The 15,688-nt window shown below is 39.9% G+C and carries 15 protein-coding genes; 5 read left to right on the top strand and 10 right to left on the bottom strand.

What is annotated here, in order from left to right; genetic code table 11:
* Window position 1: 1 nt before the first annotated feature.
* Genes ACO1XM_RS11585 through ACO1XM_RS11575 form a run of 3 tightly spaced genes read right to left on the bottom strand, consistent with a single transcriptional unit; the run spans window position 2 to window position 2,890 of the window.
* Complete coding sequence (locus tag ACO1XM_RS11585) at window positions 2-1,108, bottom strand: sensor histidine kinase (protein ID WP_486229048.1); 1,107 nt, start codon at window positions 1,106-1,108, stop codon at window positions 2-4.
* 26 nt (window positions 1,109-1,134) lie between these two features.
* Window positions 1,135-1,560 (bottom strand): response regulator, encoded by a 426-nt coding sequence (locus tag ACO1XM_RS11580; protein ID WP_486229046.1) that lies wholly within the window; start codon window positions 1,558-1,560, stop codon window positions 1,135-1,137.
* A gap of 10 nt (window positions 1,561-1,570) precedes the next feature.
* The gene (locus ACO1XM_RS11575; RefSeq protein WP_486229044.1) at window positions 1,571-2,890 is read right to left on the bottom strand and encodes an ATP-binding protein; all 1,320 of its coding nucleotides are present in this window, start codon (window positions 2,888-2,890) and stop codon (window positions 1,571-1,573) included.
* 210 nt (window positions 2,891-3,100) lie between these two features.
* Here ACO1XM_RS11575 and ACO1XM_RS11570 point away from each other — a divergent pair, with 210 nt between their 5' ends.
* Window positions 3,101-3,754 (top strand): YciI family protein, encoded by a 654-nt coding sequence (locus tag ACO1XM_RS11570; RefSeq protein WP_486229042.1) that lies wholly within the window; start codon window positions 3,101-3,103, stop codon window positions 3,752-3,754.
* A gap of 69 nt (window positions 3,755-3,823) precedes the next feature.
* Here ACO1XM_RS11570 and ACO1XM_RS11565 read toward each other — a convergent pair whose 3' ends face one another.
* The 6 genes from ACO1XM_RS11565 to ACO1XM_RS11540 form a co-directional block, all read right to left on the bottom strand.
* Window positions 3,824-5,263 carry a GAF domain-containing protein gene (locus tag ACO1XM_RS11565; protein ID WP_486229040.1) on the bottom strand — a complete coding sequence of 480 codons (1,440 nt, stop codon included), beginning with the start codon at window positions 5,261-5,263 and terminating at the stop codon, window positions 3,824-3,826.
* A gap of 16 nt (window positions 5,264-5,279) precedes the next feature.
* The gene (locus ACO1XM_RS11560; RefSeq protein ID WP_486229038.1) at window positions 5,280-5,828 is read right to left on the bottom strand and encodes a DUF6436 domain-containing protein; all 549 of its coding nucleotides are present in this window, start codon (window positions 5,826-5,828) and stop codon (window positions 5,280-5,282) included.
* 113 nt (window positions 5,829-5,941) lie between these two features.
* Entirely contained in the window at window positions 5,942-6,511 is a 570-nt protein-coding gene (locus ACO1XM_RS11555; RefSeq protein WP_486229036.1) for a 2'-5' RNA ligase family protein, read from the bottom strand.
* Window positions 6,512-6,582: 71 nt separating this feature from the next.
* The gene (locus ACO1XM_RS11550; RefSeq protein ID WP_486229034.1) at window positions 6,583-8,742 is read right to left on the bottom strand and encodes a S9 family peptidase; all 2,160 of its coding nucleotides are present in this window, start codon (window positions 8,740-8,742) and stop codon (window positions 6,583-6,585) included.
* Between the two features lie 60 nt (window positions 8,743-8,802).
* Window positions 8,803-9,240, bottom strand: a complete 438-nt coding sequence (locus ACO1XM_RS11545; RefSeq protein ID WP_486229032.1) for a BLUF domain-containing protein — start codon at window positions 9,238-9,240, stop codon at window positions 8,803-8,805.
* A 30-nt stretch (window positions 9,241-9,270) separates the two neighbouring features.
* Window positions 9,271-9,972: a PrsW family glutamic-type intramembrane protease gene (locus tag ACO1XM_RS11540; protein ID WP_486229030.1), complete on the bottom strand. Its 702-nt coding sequence runs from the start codon at window positions 9,970-9,972 to the stop codon at window positions 9,271-9,273.
* Window positions 9,973-10,058: 86 nt separating this feature from the next.
* Between ACO1XM_RS11540 and ACO1XM_RS11535 the strand changes: the two genes are divergently transcribed.
* Together ACO1XM_RS11535 and ACO1XM_RS11530 are read left to right on the top strand one after the other, a co-directional pair.
* A complete protein-coding gene (locus ACO1XM_RS11535) occupies window positions 10,059-11,087 on the top strand; it encodes an RluA family pseudouridine synthase (protein ID WP_486229028.1) in 1,029 nt (342 codons plus the stop codon).
* A gap of 69 nt (window positions 11,088-11,156) precedes the next feature.
* Complete coding sequence (locus ACO1XM_RS11530; protein WP_486229026.1) at window positions 11,157-13,256, top strand: TonB-dependent receptor plug domain-containing protein; 2,100 nt, start codon at window positions 11,157-11,159, stop codon at window positions 13,254-13,256.
* Window positions 13,257-13,321: 65 nt separating this feature from the next.
* Here ACO1XM_RS11530 and ACO1XM_RS11525 read toward each other — a convergent pair whose 3' ends face one another.
* Complete coding sequence (locus ACO1XM_RS11525; protein ID WP_486229024.1) at window positions 13,322-14,446, bottom strand: PA0069 family radical SAM protein; 1,125 nt, start codon at window positions 14,444-14,446, stop codon at window positions 13,322-13,324.
* A 162-nt stretch (window positions 14,447-14,608) separates the two neighbouring features.
* Between ACO1XM_RS11525 and ACO1XM_RS11520 the strand changes: the two genes are divergently transcribed.
* A complete protein-coding gene (locus ACO1XM_RS11520) occupies window positions 14,609-15,343 on the top strand; it encodes a LiaF transmembrane domain-containing protein (RefSeq protein WP_486229022.1) in 735 nt (244 codons plus the stop codon).
* Between the two features lie 11 nt (window positions 15,344-15,354).
* Window positions 15,355-15,687 (top strand): DUF4288 domain-containing protein, encoded by a 333-nt coding sequence (locus ACO1XM_RS11515; RefSeq protein ID WP_486229019.1) that lies wholly within the window; start codon window positions 15,355-15,357, stop codon window positions 15,685-15,687.
* Window position 15,688 lies beyond the last annotated feature (1 nt).

The following is a 15,688-nucleotide window of genomic DNA, read 5'->3' as shown; positions in this document are numbered from 1 at the left end:
ATTATAAACTTTTGTGGTTGATAATGCGCATAGTAAACCTTGTGCCTTGACCAAAAGTAGACTCCATCTCTATCGTCCCCCCCAGTTTGTCAATAGCCTCCTTAACAATATATAGACCCAGACCAGCTCCTTCACTTTTTTCCGTAGCCCTGAAAAACATGTTGAAGACTTTGTCTTTCAGTTCAGCACTAATACCAATACCGTTATCTTCAAAAACAATTGTTGCATGCGTAATGACAACGCTGATTTTTACACGTAAAAAGCATTCTTTATTTTCATCTCTGTATTTGATGGTATTTGAAATAAGATTGTTGATAATAATGGCTAAGCGACCAGCATCGCTCACCAGATCACAATCGCTTTCTACATGAACTTCTTTTTTTAATTGGTCGGAACCCTCCAGGTATTTAAGTCTTTCGAAACCATCTTCAATCAGTGCATTTAAATCAACCACACCCAATTGTAATTCATTTCGTGCATTACGCGAGTAGTCTAAAATTTCTTTTAATGTTTCATCCAGCTTCATAATGCTTTGTCTCATCATGTCAAAATAGCGAACATACTGGTTGTTATTCTGCTCGTCCTCTTTTTTAACAATATTAAGCAAGCCTAACACAGACATAAGTGGTGCCCGTAAATTGTGAGATACGCTATATACGAAACTGTCCAGTTCGCGATTAATCTTCACCAGCTCTTCATTTTGTGTGCGCAAGGCAGCATCTGCCTTCATTCTTTGCGACCTTAACTCGCGTTGCACCAATGCATTTTCAATGGCGGAGGGCAGTCTGGTAAGATTGGACTTAAGTACATAATCATCAGCCCCCTGCTTTAAACAGGATACAGCAAACTCTTCAGATACTGTGCCGGTAACCAGAATGAACGGGGCTGGCAGATTAACCCGCCTGCAAATTTTTAAGGCCTCAATTGAATTAAATTGAGGGAGTGAATGATCTGATAAGATCACATCAGGATGAAAATTTCTGATGGCATCAATAAATTCATCACGTGTGTCTACACGCTTCATTTCAAAATTGATACCACCCTTTTTTATAGAGCGAACAATGAGCCCGGCATCATCTTCTACATCCTCCAACATTAAAATTTTCATGTGCTTTTCCATTGTGATTGATATTATTATTTAGGTGGTTGATTGAGCAACAACCAAAAAAGACCCACTTGAGAAACCGCTTCTGCAAACTTGTCAAAATCAACAGGCTTGACGATGTAAGCATTAACGCCAAGCTTATACGATTCAACAATGTCTCTTTCCTCTTTGGAGGAGGTGAGCACAACTATTGGAATTACCTTGCGCTCTGTGTCTGACTTCAGTTTACGCAGCACCTCTATGCCATCAACCTTTGGCATTTTTAAATCAAGCAAAATGAGTCTTGGCATTTTTGTGAGTGTAGGTGAAAAGAGAAAATTAATGGCCTCTTCGCCATCCTCCAGGTGCAATAAATTGTTAGCCAGGTTATGTTTTTTAAGCGCCCGAATTGCCAAACCGGCATCCTCAGCGCTATCTTCAATTAAGAGTATTTCAACTATTTTATCGTTAACCATAATTTTTTATTTATGCTGGCAGTGAAAAGTAAAATGTTGCGCCCTTGTCTACAGCGGCTTCAGCCCAAACGCGACCACCATGTTTTTGTATGATGCGTTGAACAAGTGCTAATCCTACACCGGTTCCTTCAAAATCCTTACTCTTGTGCAGGCGCTGAAAAACACCGAACAACTTATGTACATACTGCATGTCAAAGCCCACACCATTATCGCTGACCTGGTAGATAATACGATGACCTTCCTTTATAGACTTAATCTCAATTACAGGGACCTGCTTTTTTGAAGAGTACTTGATGGCATTATTAATCAAGTTAATCCAGACCTGTTGTATTAGATTATAGTCCCCCTTTACTGCATGCAGTTCGCCTATTTTAATTGTGTTTTGAATATTGGCTGGAAATTCCAGAACAAGATTCTGCACAAGACTTTTCATATCGACACCTCCTTTACTGATTTCTTTGCGACCAATGCGCGAAAATTCGAGTAAGTCATCAATGAGCCGGCCCATTTTTTTGGCATTGTTCATGATAACAGATAGAACCTGATGGCCGTCCCCATCTAGCCGGTTTCCATAATCTTCAAGTAATACTTTAGCATAGCCATCTATCGAACGAAGTGGTGCTCTTAGATCGTGAGAAACAGAGTAGGTGAAAGCCTCCAATTCTTTATTAACCTGTTGTGTGCGTGTCTCTGCTAACGTACGAGCATATAGATTTTGGTTAAGCGTAAACACAACCATACACAAGAGTAGCATTACAAAAATAAGCAGCACACTAAGGGTAGCATTAAATCTTTGCTGACTTTTCTCAGCCAATTCAATCCTTGAATTTATCATGTCGCTTTCAATTTTTTTCATGCGTTCAAGGGTGACAATGATGGCGTTCTGAATCCGTGCATTTTTTGGAGAGGGGATCATTTTTTGCGCAGCCTCAGCAGAAATCTTTCTTTGCTGGATTACCAGTTTATTGTAATTCACCTTTCTTCTTCCCAAGGCTCGAAGAGTATCTAGATTGACTTGCTGTTCTTGGTTATCTGATGTAAGAGTGTCTATCTTTTTAATGTGATTACTTCCTTCCATTGCTTGTTTTACATAGAGTCTTACAAAGCTCGTATCACCCGAAATAATATATTTTAGAATAAGCATTTCCATCTCAAAGGCAACCGATTGTGACTGTTCGAGGTGAAATAAAACTTCATTTGTATGCGAGACCAGGGCACTTGTTTCAGCAAAATCTTTACTGTTGACAAATGAAAAATAGCCCAAGCCTGTCAAAATGAGCATGACAATAACAAAGGCAATCAATATTCTTTTTTCTATGTAGAATTTCATTCTATAGAGTGTAAGCACAACGAGAAACAGAGATTTTTCATACGTATTAGCCCATAGGGCTGACGTTAGAAAAATTATAAAATTTAAGATAGTAAATAGTTACTTGAAAAGCACTAGAAAGTAGGATGGTTGTAATATTATTTTTGAAAACCAACCCAAATAATTTTGTTTAACTTTATTAACCAAGAAAGCTTAACCCAAATTAACGGTATGCGGATAATACAAGCGATATTCATCATAGTAGTGACGTACACAAACATCTTTGCGCAAGAAGGAACAGATTTGATTTTTGTATTTTTGAATAAGCGCACTGATTTACCCGAAATGCCAAAACCGCAACTCGATAAAATTATGGAGGGGCACATGGCTAATATTACAGCGATGGCAAAAGACGGACGGTTGCTGGCAGCAGGCCCCTTTGAAGGCGGTGGAGGAATATTTATTCTGAAGACTAAATCAATTGATGAAGCCAAACAGTGGCTGGCAGACGATCCAGGGGTAAAAGCGGAGCGCTGGCATCTGGAATATTTTCCGGTAGTTTTCAGAACAGGAACAACCTGCGCTGCCAAAGAGCCTTACGAAATGGTTAGTTATCATTTTATTCGCTACGGACTAACACTGGCTAAACATAATGTACAACAGGCTCCCGCAACATTGCGTAATCATGCGCAGTACATGAAAGATCTGAATAAAACAGGTAACGTGATAGCTGAGGCTAGTTTTGGAGATGGAGAAGGAAGTATGTTGATAATGCGAGGAGATCTTGATAAAAGTGTTGTAGAATCCAGTCCGGCCGTAAAAGAATTGCTTTTTGAAGTAGACGTAAAAAAATTGTGGATTGCAAAGGGCTCTTTCTGTGAATGAATAAACCTTTATACAAAATAAGATAATTGAAACAAGCCCTTTTCAATGACTTGTTTCATTTTATCTAATCTATGCTTCCTGTTTTAATTGCCCTTTCAGACGTTTATTTTCTTCAAGTAATTCTCGCTGCGTTTTCTCTGCTTCTTTAAGCTGTCGCTCCATTTGTTCTTGAACAGCACTTAACTCCTCCATATTTTGACGCATTTCCTCCTCTTGCGTGCGCAACTCTTCACTGCGTTGTTGAGAATCTTCCAATAAAAGTTTTACCCGCTCAGTTGTTTTTGCATTTATAATTGCAGAAGCCACGGCCTCACTCGCCTTCTTTAGAAACTCAAGGTGACCATTGTTATACTTCTCAAAAGCAGCCAGCTCAAGAACACCTGTTACCTGTTCATTAGAAATGAGCGGAACGAGGATAATACAGGCAGGATTTGCCTGGCCTAAGCCTGAAGTAATCTGAACATAATTTTGTGGAACGTTGGTCATCATGATTACATCCTTCTCAACAAAACATTGTCCCACCAGCGACTCACCAATTTCAATACGTTTGTCAATGTATTTTTTTCTATCGTAGGCATAGCAGGCGGTAAGTTTTAAATACTCCTCACCACTTTGATCTTTCTCTAATAAAAACAAACTACCCTGATTTGATTCAGTGTATTTTACCACCTCGCGAATTAATTCATTAGAAAGCTGCTCAGTATTGTCTGCATACTTGCGAAGAATATCACCTACTGTGGCAGACCCCTGTGTTATGTATTTTTCTTGCTGTTCACGGTCGGTGGAGATCAAGAGGTTTTCGCGCATCTTTAAAAGAGCCTTACCCAATTCATCATTATTGTTATTCAATGAGTAATCAATTTTTAAATTACCCTTGCTGATTTCTTCTGCAAAAGCAATATTGTTAGTCACATTCGTAAGCTGACCTTGTAATGCTGCTTTTGTAACGGCCTCATCTTTGGTTTTCTTCTCCAGGCTGTAAGCCCACATGCCATTGATAAACATAATAGTAGTAACAACAGTGGCATGGATAAGAAATGTTTGAAGGTCCATGTACTCCAATTGCGTAAAGTAGATTTCCTTCATGCCAGTATATTGCAGGTAGGCAAAGGATCCGTGATGCACCACAATATAAACGAGCAGGGGTAGCTGTAACTTCCAGTTCTGGTAAGTAATTAAAAGGGCAGAACCAACCAGAAACATAAAGTGCATCTCAAACATACCATGCATCTGATAAATGTACTGCGCTGAGAATATGCCAAAAACTACTGAAAGCACATATTGGTACAATTTACTTTTTGGTAAAAGTATTTTAGTAGTGTAATAAGCGACCAGGCACAGCCCACCAATACCGAGGGCGATTAGTTGTGTGTCATAAAAAAAAGACCAGAGGAATCCAACAGCGAAGTAGATCCAGATCGCGATGTTCATGATCCGATCCGATCGTTTTGTAATCTCCTCGAATATGAGTAGTTGATCTGATTTGATTGAGTTTTGAGCGGGCGTCATTGTAAAAAATTAGAGGTTAAAGGTCATTAGGCAATTCACAACCGTATGATTGTGTTGCAAACACATTGAAAACAGGCGGTGCATCTCCTTTTATGAGTGCGGTCAGCGCTATCTCAGCGTAGTTACTTTCTTTTAGTGTGCAATATCTGGTGCGGTTATAATTACCCCGATAGAATAGTTTTCCTTGATTATCGATAACAACTGCTTGAGGTGTAGCATATACACCACAGGCGCTGGCAAGCAGATCATCTTTGTCTTGAATGATGGTGATGCCCTCATCATCCATCATCTCTTTGGCGTATTCAAAATCTGCGTAAGCCGGTATTACGGCATAAATTTTTACATGACTTTCAAACTGCTTTTTCAATGATTGGAAGTGCTTTAGGTTAAAGCGTGAACAAGGACAATCCGGATTGAAAAAATGGAAATATAGCGCTTGATGAGCTGGGAATTTGTGTGTTGGGGGTAATGAAATAGCTTCAGCAGGCAATCGAACAGCATAACCCTCGGGCACAGGTGTAGGCAGCACAAACTTCATTTCCTGATGCCAAAAAAGGAAACCCATGCAGCTAAAACAAACTAATAAAACCCCAATGACAAAAACCTGCCTCATAGACACTCCTTTAGAGAGCTTTTATATACGATCCAACCGGGGTCGTTGGATTTAAAACATTGAACTTAATAAATAGTTTTTTTAAGCGCAACCTCCTTATACCTCTCCCAGATACTTCCGTTGTGTTTTAACAGATAAATAGAGTCAACCAGCCAATCGGCTTTGTAATCCCTATTTCTGAACTCACTCCAAGACAAATCGAATGCGTCTTTTTTCAGGTCGCGAAATGCCAAAGTAAGGTGTGGATGAAAGGGTTGATCGAGGCGGTTTGCATTAAAAAGCTGAAAACTTCTTTTACAGAATCGTTCCAGCTCCTTTTGAAGGCTAACGAGGTGGCTATTGGCTTCAACATCCAGGTAAACAACCCTTGGAGGAAAGGCATTGAAACCATGAAGTGTAAGTTGAAAAGCGGGCTGCTGGCTACCGAATTCTTTTAATTTTTCAATGAGAATTGACTCCTTTTTTTCTTTCCAACGAAAGGGCATGTGCAGTGTAATATGCGGTGGAGAATTGAGAGAAGCCTTGCTGTCGAAATTATTTTTGAAATATTCTTTAAATCCCTGCGCCTCGCTATAAACAGGTTCTGGTGGAATAATGGCTAGAAAATAACGTTGATAGTCAGGGCTGCTTTGCATGGTAAAACTGTCGGAATTTTCATCTTGTTGGCAGCTATACCAACAAGATGAAATCCAGCAGTAAATTTATGTTAGAGATTTTCCAGAACGTAGTTTAACATTTGAGTATACAAATGGTGGCGGGTTTTGCCGCCCTGGATACCATGGTGTTTATCTACATAATAAAATGAATCAAATTGAATACCAGCATTAACCAAAGCCTCTTGTAACACAACTGAATTCTGAAAATGTACATTATCGTCACCCGTTCCATGAATCAACAAAAAGTTGCCCTTTAGCTTGGCGGCATGGGTAGAAGGTGAATTGTCATCATAACCGCTTGCATTCTCCTGAGGCGTTTGTAAGTAACGTTCAGTATACACAGTATCATAATAGCGCCAGTTGGTAACGGGTGCAACGGCTATACCCATTTTAAATACACCCCCACCGTTTGTCATGGCCAGAGATGACATATAACCGCCATAGCTCCAGCCCCAAATACCAATACGACCTCCATCAACATAATTAAGCGTTGATAGATATTTGGCTGCAGCCACATGATCTTCCAATTCATATTTACCCAGTTGTTTGTAGGTCATTTTTTTGAAAACTTCACCCCTGAAGCCTGTGCCGCGTGTATCCACAATGGCAACAATGTATCCCTTCTGCACCAACATCTGATGGAAATAGAAATGACCTCCCCCCCACGAGTTGCTTACGTTTTGGGAACCCGGACCGCTGTACTGATAAATAAGCACAGGATATTTTTTACTCGCATCAAAATCTTTAGGCTTCATGAAAAGGCCATTTAAGGCCTGACCATCTACTGTATTAAAAGTGAAAAACTCTTTTGCTACAATGCCATATTCTGCCACTGTCTTTTGCAGGTTTTCATTTTTCTCTAAAACCTTGATTTGCTTATTACCCTTGGTAGCAAAAAGGCTTACGGTATTGGGTTGAGCAGCGCTGTTGAAATATTTAATGTAAAACTGAAAATCGTTACTCATGTTGGCCGTATGCATACCAGCCTCCGTGCTTAATTTAGCTTTCTTTTTACCATCCAGTGAAATTGAATAAAGATGTCTTTCAAGCGGTGATACCTCGGTTGATTGATAGTAGACAGTTTTTGTTTTTTCATCCAGACCAATAAAAGAAGTTACCTCCCAATTGCCACTGGTAATCTGGCGAATTAATTTGCCCTCTGTTGTGTAGAGGTAAATATGATTGTATCCACTCATTTCACTTACATGGATAAAATGTTTTTTGTCGTCCAGGTAAGTCAAGTCATCATTAATATCTACATAAGCTGTATTCTTCTCTGTTAACACTATTGAAGTAGCGCCAGAAAGTGTATTGAGGTGCAAAATTTCTAATTGATTTTGCAAACGGTTCATTCTCCGAATGGATAGTGTATTGGCATCCTGTGTCCATTTAACACGCGGGATGTAGATGTCAGTATTACTACCAAGGTCTGCTTTCATCTTTTGCTGAGTGGCAAGATCATGAACATATACTTCTATAACAGCGTTGGCCTCTCCTGCTTTGGGATATTTAAATTTATAATCTTGAGGATAGGTAGCACCCTGATTCCACTTTTGCATATTGTACTCCTTCACTTTAGACTCATCAAAGCGGTAGTAGGCAAGTTTGTTGTTATCTGGTGACCAAAAGAAAGCGGTTGTAAAGCCAAATTCTTCTTCATATACCCAATCCGTACTTCCATTTATAATCTCGTTGAACTTTCCATCAGTTGTAACCTGTGTCTCTTTCATGTCGCTAAGGGAAACATAGAACAGGTTATTGGCGCGTACAAAAGCAACCTTGGTTCCGTCTGGTGAAAAAGTGGCATAAGATTGTTTGCCCTTTTCTGAGAGTTTCTTTACAGTTTTAGTACCAATATCATAAATGAAATATTCTGCTCTGAAAGACCAGCGGTAAATTTGCTCAAACCCAGTGCTGATTAATAGTTGCTTTTCATCGGCACTGAAGGTGTAATCATCAATGTTAATTGTTGGCGACAGCGTACTGCCGTCTACTAAAGTCTCCACAGCTTCGCCAGTGGTTACATTAAATTTAACCACTTTATTGTTTTGCAGGGATGAATAGAATTTCCCATCCTTCATCCAATTGATACCACCAACACTGCGGGCACCAAAGGTAGGGCGGGTAGTAAAATCGTCAATTGTAATTGATTTTTGTGCGAGTGAGGCTGTTGCAATAAACAGCATCAGTAATAGTAAAGGCTTCTTCATGCATGTAGATTTGAATCGCCTAAACTACTAAGCTATTTCATTAGAAAAAAGGCTTTTATGCTATAAGTAGAGGAGGTGATCGGAGTAATTTTTTCGATAGAAAAGACTTAGAAAAATAAGGGCAGGGTGACTTTTATCTGATACGTTGCTTTGTTTAAAAAACTGATCGATATCTTCAAAGCCACTGATTTCTTTTGCAGTTGCAATATCCAGGGATTTAAAGCCCATGGACCAGTTCTTAAAATTTCGCACTGCGATTGTACCCTCTAGCAACACACTTAAATCCTTGTGGCGAGTGTCCCGGTTAATTTTATAGAAGAGCTTGTGGACATCTTCTTTTTTGCCCTCCAGCACCTGCAGAAACTTGCCATTACAATACAAGAGCATGCCGGTAAGGTCAAGATCAACATTTTGCAAATGACTCGTCTGAAGGATATCGCGTAAATCTTCTTCAGATAAACCACTTGTAGCAACACTACTGTATACCAGGTAGTACATTGCTCAACTTACTAAAAAGCCAGACCATTATCAAACAGACTCATCTATTTTGTCCTGATTGAATGGAGAAATGTGTTGATGAAGTCGAATTGCTTTTTTAGAAAGAATAACGCCAACAACCAATGAAACGATTGCGCCAATCCAAACACCAGGCACGTAATTGATAAACCAGAAGTAATCATAGGCCCCATGAAAAAGCGTTGCCACTAACAGCGCAACAGTGGCATAATATAATTCACGTCTGTGTGTAAACTTGGCAATGCCTAAGAAATAACCCATTAATACGCCAAAAGTAGCGTGTGCTGGCACTGCAGTAAACATGCGCAATACTCCGGTTGTGAAACCATATTGAAGCGTATAAAGAACATTTTCCAAGGTGGCAAATCCTAGACTTACCATCAGGGCGTAGACGATCCCATCAAAAGGTTCGTTAAAATTTTTGTTATTATAAAGGATAAAACGAACAAACAGAAACTTGCTGAATTCTTCCACCAAAGCCACCAGGAAAAAAGCGTTGAGAAACTGATCAGCGATACTGTTCTCATTGATACTTACACTAGCGGTAAGTGGCCAACTGATTAGTAAAGTAATTACGGTGCTAAGTGCACCATAAAAGAAGCTCATCAATAACAGACCAATCGGTTCGCGTTCGTGATGATCCTTAAGGTAAATGTAAATACCTATGGCAATGCCTGGAGCCAGGGCTAAAGAGAGCAGGGCTAAAAAGTTCATTGTGAAATTTACGAATTTACCTTCATGATTTACGAATAAGGAATCGCAAAATCACAAATCGTACATTGTAAATCGTACCTTGCAGCATGATTGATGAAGAAATACAAGACGAGTCTGATGATATACTTTTTGAGCACGAGCGCTTTGTGGTTGACCCTGGACAAAGCCTTTTGCGGATAGATAAATTTTTGCATGGTAAAATGCAGGGTGTAACGCGTTCTAAAATTCAAACCGGGATTGAGGCAGGGTTTGTAAAAGTGAACGACTTGCCTATAAAATCCAACTATAAAGTTCACCCATCAGATGTTATTACCATCAGCTTACCCAAGCCCCCCCGTGATACGGATGTAAAGCCTGAGAATATTGCATTAAATATTGTTTTTGAAGACGAATATTTGCTGGTAATTAATAAGCCCGCAGGTATGGTTGTGCATCCTGCCTATCAGAACTGGTCCGGCACGCTGGTCAACGCATTAACCTATCATTTTCAACAATTACCAACAATGCCCGGTAATGATGGCAGACCAGGTTTGGTGCACCGAATTGATAAGGATACCTCAGGTCTTCTGGTAATTGCAAAGGATGAGCACACCCTTGCACACCTGGCCAGACAGTTTTACGACCACAGCATTGAGCGTAAGTATTGGGCTTTGGTATGGGGAGAACCCACACCCGCAGAAGGCACCATCAATGTAAATGTGGGCAGAAGCCTTAAGGACAGACGAGTAACAGCGGCATTTCCAGATGGAGATTTTGGCAGAACAGCCATCACACATTATAAAACCCTGCAGACCCTCCGGTATGTAACACTTATAGAATGCCAACTTGAAACGGGCAGAACTCACCAGATCAGGGCGCACATGAAACATGTAGGGCACCCTCTTTTTAATGATGCCACCTACGGTGGTGATCAGGTGATGAAAGGGACAGTTTTTACCAAGTACAAGCAGTTTGTAGATAACTGCTTTGAGATTATGCCGCGACAAGCCTTACATGCTAAAACATTGGGCTTTATACATCCGCACAGTAATAAATTTGTTAAATTCGAAAGTGAGCTTCCAGAAGATTTTAAAAACCTTCTTGCCAAGTGGGAGCATTATGTGAAGTACACCTAAACAGTACACAGGTTAATTATGGTTCAGGTAAGCAGATACAAGTAAACAAGTATATGCTTACTTTGTATTATGAAAAAAGCCCTGTCTATTATAGTGCTGCTATGCAGTGCGGTGTTTGCCTATGCTCAGGAGGAGCAAGTCAAGCAAGAAGATTACTACGAATTATCATTGGAGGATTTGATGAACATACCCATCAATTCCGCATCTAAAAAAGATGAAACCCTGTTTGATGCCCCCTTATCGAGCTATACTATTACAAAATCAGATATCGAAAAATCGGGAGCAACTTCTATCATGGAAGCTTTGCGTTTGGCACCCGGTGTTATAGTGCGTGAGCAGACCAACGGAAATTATGACATCCATATAAGAGGTTTCGATAATCTGCTTGGCTACAGTTCGCAATATTCTAAATCAAACCTTACAACTTTAGTAATGATCAACGATCGTCCTGTATTTAATAACAACCTGGGTGGCACTTTCTGGGAGGCACTTTCAATTGATGTGAACGATGTTGAGAGAATTGAAATCGTTCGTGGTCCCTCAGCACCGCTATTCGGTCCTAATGCAGTAACGGGGGTTATAAATATTATCACAAAAAAATTTACTGAAAAAACAATGGCCAATGCCAGTGTACAGTACGGTAGCCCAAATTCTCTACTGGCAAATGCTTCTGTTGGTACACAAGTGAATGAGAAATTTCAAATAGGTGCTTCAGCAAATTATCAGAAGAGAGAAAGATTTGATGACCTTTATTACAGCCAGTCAGCAGGTCTGTATGCTCCGACCACGGCACTTGCGCAATATCCAAATCAGGATATTGCCATGGATAAGTATGGTGTAAACACCTTTATTTCATATCAAGCCTCTGAAAAACTATCATTTGATTTGACACTTGGTGCACAGGAGTCGCAAGTACAGAAAGCATTTATAGGCACAACAAGCGGATCACCACTAACAACAAGTATCACAAGATCACAAAGCGCTAACCTTCAAGCCCGAATTTATGGATTAAATATTAGAACATCTTATCTAAATGGCACAGATGATCTAAACTTTAGCTCAGCGCCAAATAAGTACGACCAACAAGTTGTTGATTTTACAGCCGAATACGAAGTAAAACTTAGCGACAAGATAAGCGTGGTTCCGGGTATCAGTTATCAATATGTAAATTTTGGAGATAAGGATTACGTAGCAAATGGAGCCGCTTTTTTATCAGGCAATGATGTTAACATTAAAACCTCAAGTGCGTTCATCAGAACCGATATTAAGGCCACTGAAAAATGGAGAATAATCGCTGCCGGAAGAGCCGATAAATTCTCTTCCCCAGACGATGTCTATTTTGCATACGAATTTGCATCAACGTATAAGATCAATTCCAAAAACCTGATCAGAGCAGCCGTCACACAATCAAACAGTGGTTCATTTATTGGTAATAACTTTTTAGATCTGAATATTTTGGTGCCGAATGGAGCAGGACCAGGCATCACCATAAATTATATGCGTCAGGGCAATACTGATATGAAGCTTTTTACAGTGAATATGGCAGAGCTGGGTTACAGAAGCCAGCTATCAAAAAGTGTTCAACTGGACCTCGATATTTTTTTACAACAAGCAAAGAATATGAATGCTTTGATCTTCAGGGGTCCTGACGGAACTTTTACCGGGACGTATCCAAACGTTATCGAACGCTTTGAAGATATTGATACAAAAGCCACGCAAACAGGAGCAACACTATCTCTAAATTTGGTGCCTAGTGAGAAAATTCAGTTTAAGCCATTTTTAACTGCACAAAAAACAACATTGGATAAAGCTTATACAGCATTTAATCTTTCGGCCAGCATTGAGGACCGCGATCATAAAAATACACCATCAATTTATGGAGGCTACTACTTTAACTTGAAGGCAAGTGATAAACTGAATATTAACTCATCAGCGTATTTCTTAGGCTCACAACGTCAGTATGATGTAACAGATCCCAATAATGACAGTGAGGCTGGCAACATTAAGGGTAAATTTTTAATGAACCTTAAAGTAAGTTATGCACTAACACCTGAGTTTTCTGTTTTTCTTAACGCAAGAAACCTGCTGAATGCAGACGCTTACGAATTCTACGGAGCAGATAAAACAGGCGGATTGTACCTGGCAGGTCTATCCTTTAGTTTAAACTAAGAGAACTAATACTCTATATAAAAGGCAATCCCAAAATTTGGGATTGCCTTTTTGCTGTCAGATAATCAGAACAAACTTAAGTTTCCACCTCTTCTAAAAGCTGTAAGATTATAAGCAGGCATAGATCGCTCTGCAAAATATTTTCGCTTCGAATTTCTAAAAAGCTGATGAATCATATCAGCATACACACCCTCTCCACCCATCCGTCTGCCAAATTGTGAATCATTTACCTGGCCACCATGCATATCGCATATTTGATTCCAGACTTTATCGAACCGATCTGGAAAGTTCTTGCGCAACCAATCTTCGAAAATTTTTCCAATGGAACCATTCAGCCGCACTACGGTCATGCCTGCTGCCATGGCACCATGATCTGCCGCTGCTTTTAAGATCGTAGGGATCTCATCCTGATTGAGTCCAGGTATGATGGGAGCGTTCATAATGCCAACAGGGACATTGACTTTTGCCAGTTGCTCGATCACTTGTAATCGCTTTTTACCACTAACCGTGCGTGGCTCCATGAGTCTTCTTAAATCCTCATTAAGTGTTGTAACAGAAATGTAGATGTGTACGAGATTATCCTTGGCTAAATCTTGCAACAAATCTATATCGCGTAGCACCAATGCATTCTTTGTAATCATACCTACCGGATGTCGGTATTGTGCAAATATTGTTAAGAGCCTGCGTGTTATTTCTAACCTGCGCTCTATGGGTTGATAACAATCTGTATTGCCTGAAAGACTAATGGGTGTGGCTTGCCAATCGGGGTGTAATAAAAACTTCTCCAATAGCGAAGGTGCATTTTTCTTAACAATGATTTTGCTTTCAAAATCCAGACCGGCACTAAAGCCCCAATACTCATGACTGTTTCTGGCGTAACAGTATATGCAACCATGTTCGCAACCCTGATAAGGATTGAGTGAGTACATCAGACTTAGGTCCGGGCTGTTAATTTTATTTACAATTTTTTTAGACTGCTCATAAAAAATTTGCGTGCGCTGACTCAACTCCATTGCTTCGTCAATGCCTTCTATATGCTCGGCTACATATTGTTGTTTCAAAAATCTGTTACCCGTTTTTATTTGCGCGCCACGTCCTTTAATGTAATCGTCATCTTTCAAAACCTCTTCCATGCCACTAAAGTAGGCCGTAGTGTAACCGAATAATAGTCGAATTTTTGTTCGGGACACAAGCTGTCAGATTATTTGATTCCCTTTGGTTGAAGAATGATTTGAGCCATGCCGCATTCACCTACACAATCCCCTCTTTCACCTACTTTCTTCCAGTGTGTACCTATTCGTGATCGCCTTTTAAGGCATTTTGGCGTTGATTTGAATATAAATTCAACAATTATGGAAACATATGACAAGGGCGTTAAGCCAGCACCAGGTACCCCGACAGAAAATAACAATGGCCGTATTTGGGGAGGCTTAATCGTAGTAGTTATTGGTGTAGTACTCTTGGCCAGAGAAATGAATTTGGATGTGCCGCATTGGCTGTTCACCTGGAAGATGCTACTGATCGGTATAGGTTTATACGTTGGCGCAAAACACTCCTTTAAACCGGGAGGCTGGATGATTGCCGTATTAATTGGTATTGTTTTTATAGTAGATGATTACGTTCATGAAATTTATTTGAAGCCCTACTTAATACCAATAATAGTTATAGGTGTAGGTCTCTACCTGATTTTTAAACCGAAGAGTCGTGCAGGACAATTTTGGAAAGAGAACACACAAACACATACTGGCACGGATAGTAGTTGGGAGTCTGTTTCAATCTTTGGCGGGAATAAAAATATTATTTCTAAAGATTTCAAAGGCGGAGAGATGGTGACCATTTTTGGAGGCAGTGAACTGAATATGAGTCAGGCAGATATAAATGGTGTGGTAACATTAGAAGTAGTTCAGATATTCGGAGGCACGAAATTAATCGTGCCCGCAAACTGGAAAGTACAAACGTCTGAATTGGTTTCTATACTTGGAGGAATTGACGATAAAAGACCGGCACCCATCAATGTGGATGATACAAAAGTGTTAAACATAAGGGGCACTTCAGTTTTCGGAGGAATTGATATACGCAGCTATTAAGAATAACAAACATGAATTGGTACATCGCAAAAATAGTTTTCAGAATTGATACAGAAGCGAAAACAAGCAAAGACCAATTTGATGAGCACCTGCGCCTGATTGCAGCCGATACCCACGAGGAGGCTGTACTCAAGGCACGGGTGCTTGGCCTTAGAGAAGAGGATTATTTTTTAAACAAGAGCGATCAGCTTGTTAAATGGGAGTTTGTAAACGTACTGGACGTTCAATTGATTGAAGCCCTGAATGATGGCATAGAACTTTACTCTAAGATTTTCGAGAAGGAAAAGGGGGATGATTATATTCGCTATGTACATTTACGAGCGGCTTCTCTTCAAACAACCTGAA

The organism is Chryseotalea sp. (assembly GCF_057350905.1).
The sequence above is the reverse complement of the archived record's forward strand: the minus strand, read 5'-3'. Positions and strand labels throughout refer to the sequence as shown.

Coding starts and splice junctions, on each gene's coding strand:
- ACO1XM_RS11585 (WP_486229048.1), bottom strand. CDS start 1,108: ATGAAAATTTTAATGTTGGAGGATGTAGAAGATGATGCCGGGCTCATT.
- ACO1XM_RS11580 (WP_486229046.1), bottom strand. CDS start 1,560: ATGGTTAACGATAAAATAGTTGAAATACTCTTAATTGAAGATAGCGCT.
- ACO1XM_RS11575 (WP_486229044.1), bottom strand. CDS start 2,890: ATGAAATTCTACATAGAAAAAAGAATATTGATTGCCTTTGTTATTGTC.
- ACO1XM_RS11570 (WP_486229042.1), top strand. CDS start 3,101: ATGCGGATAATACAAGCGATATTCATCATAGTAGTGACGTACACAAAC.
- ACO1XM_RS11565 (WP_486229040.1), bottom strand. CDS start 5,263: ATGACGCCCGCTCAAAACTCAATCAAATCAGATCAACTACTCATATTC.
- ACO1XM_RS11560 (WP_486229038.1), bottom strand. CDS start 5,828: ATGGGTTTCCTTTTTTGGCATCAGGAAATGAAGTTTGTGCTGCCTACA.
- ACO1XM_RS11555 (WP_486229036.1), bottom strand. CDS start 6,511: ATGCAAAGCAGCCCTGACTATCAACGTTATTTTCTAGCCATTATTCCA.
- ACO1XM_RS11550 (WP_486229034.1), bottom strand. CDS start 8,742: ATGAAGAAGCCTTTACTATTACTGATGCTGTTTATTGCAACAGCCTCA.
- ACO1XM_RS11545 (WP_486229032.1), bottom strand. CDS start 9,240: ATGTACTACCTGGTATACAGTAGTGTTGCTACAAGTGGTTTATCTGAA.
- ACO1XM_RS11540 (WP_486229030.1), bottom strand. CDS start 9,972: ATGAACTTTTTAGCCCTGCTCTCTTTAGCCCTGGCTCCAGGCATTGCC.
- ACO1XM_RS11535 (WP_486229028.1), top strand. CDS start 10,059: ATGATTGATGAAGAAATACAAGACGAGTCTGATGATATACTTTTTGAG.
- ACO1XM_RS11530 (WP_486229026.1), top strand. CDS start 11,157: ATGAAAAAAGCCCTGTCTATTATAGTGCTGCTATGCAGTGCGGTGTTT.
- ACO1XM_RS11520 (WP_486229022.1), top strand. CDS start 14,609: ATGGAAACATATGACAAGGGCGTTAAGCCAGCACCAGGTACCCCGACA.
- ACO1XM_RS11515 (WP_486229019.1), top strand. CDS start 15,355: ATGAATTGGTACATCGCAAAAATAGTTTTCAGAATTGATACAGAAGCG.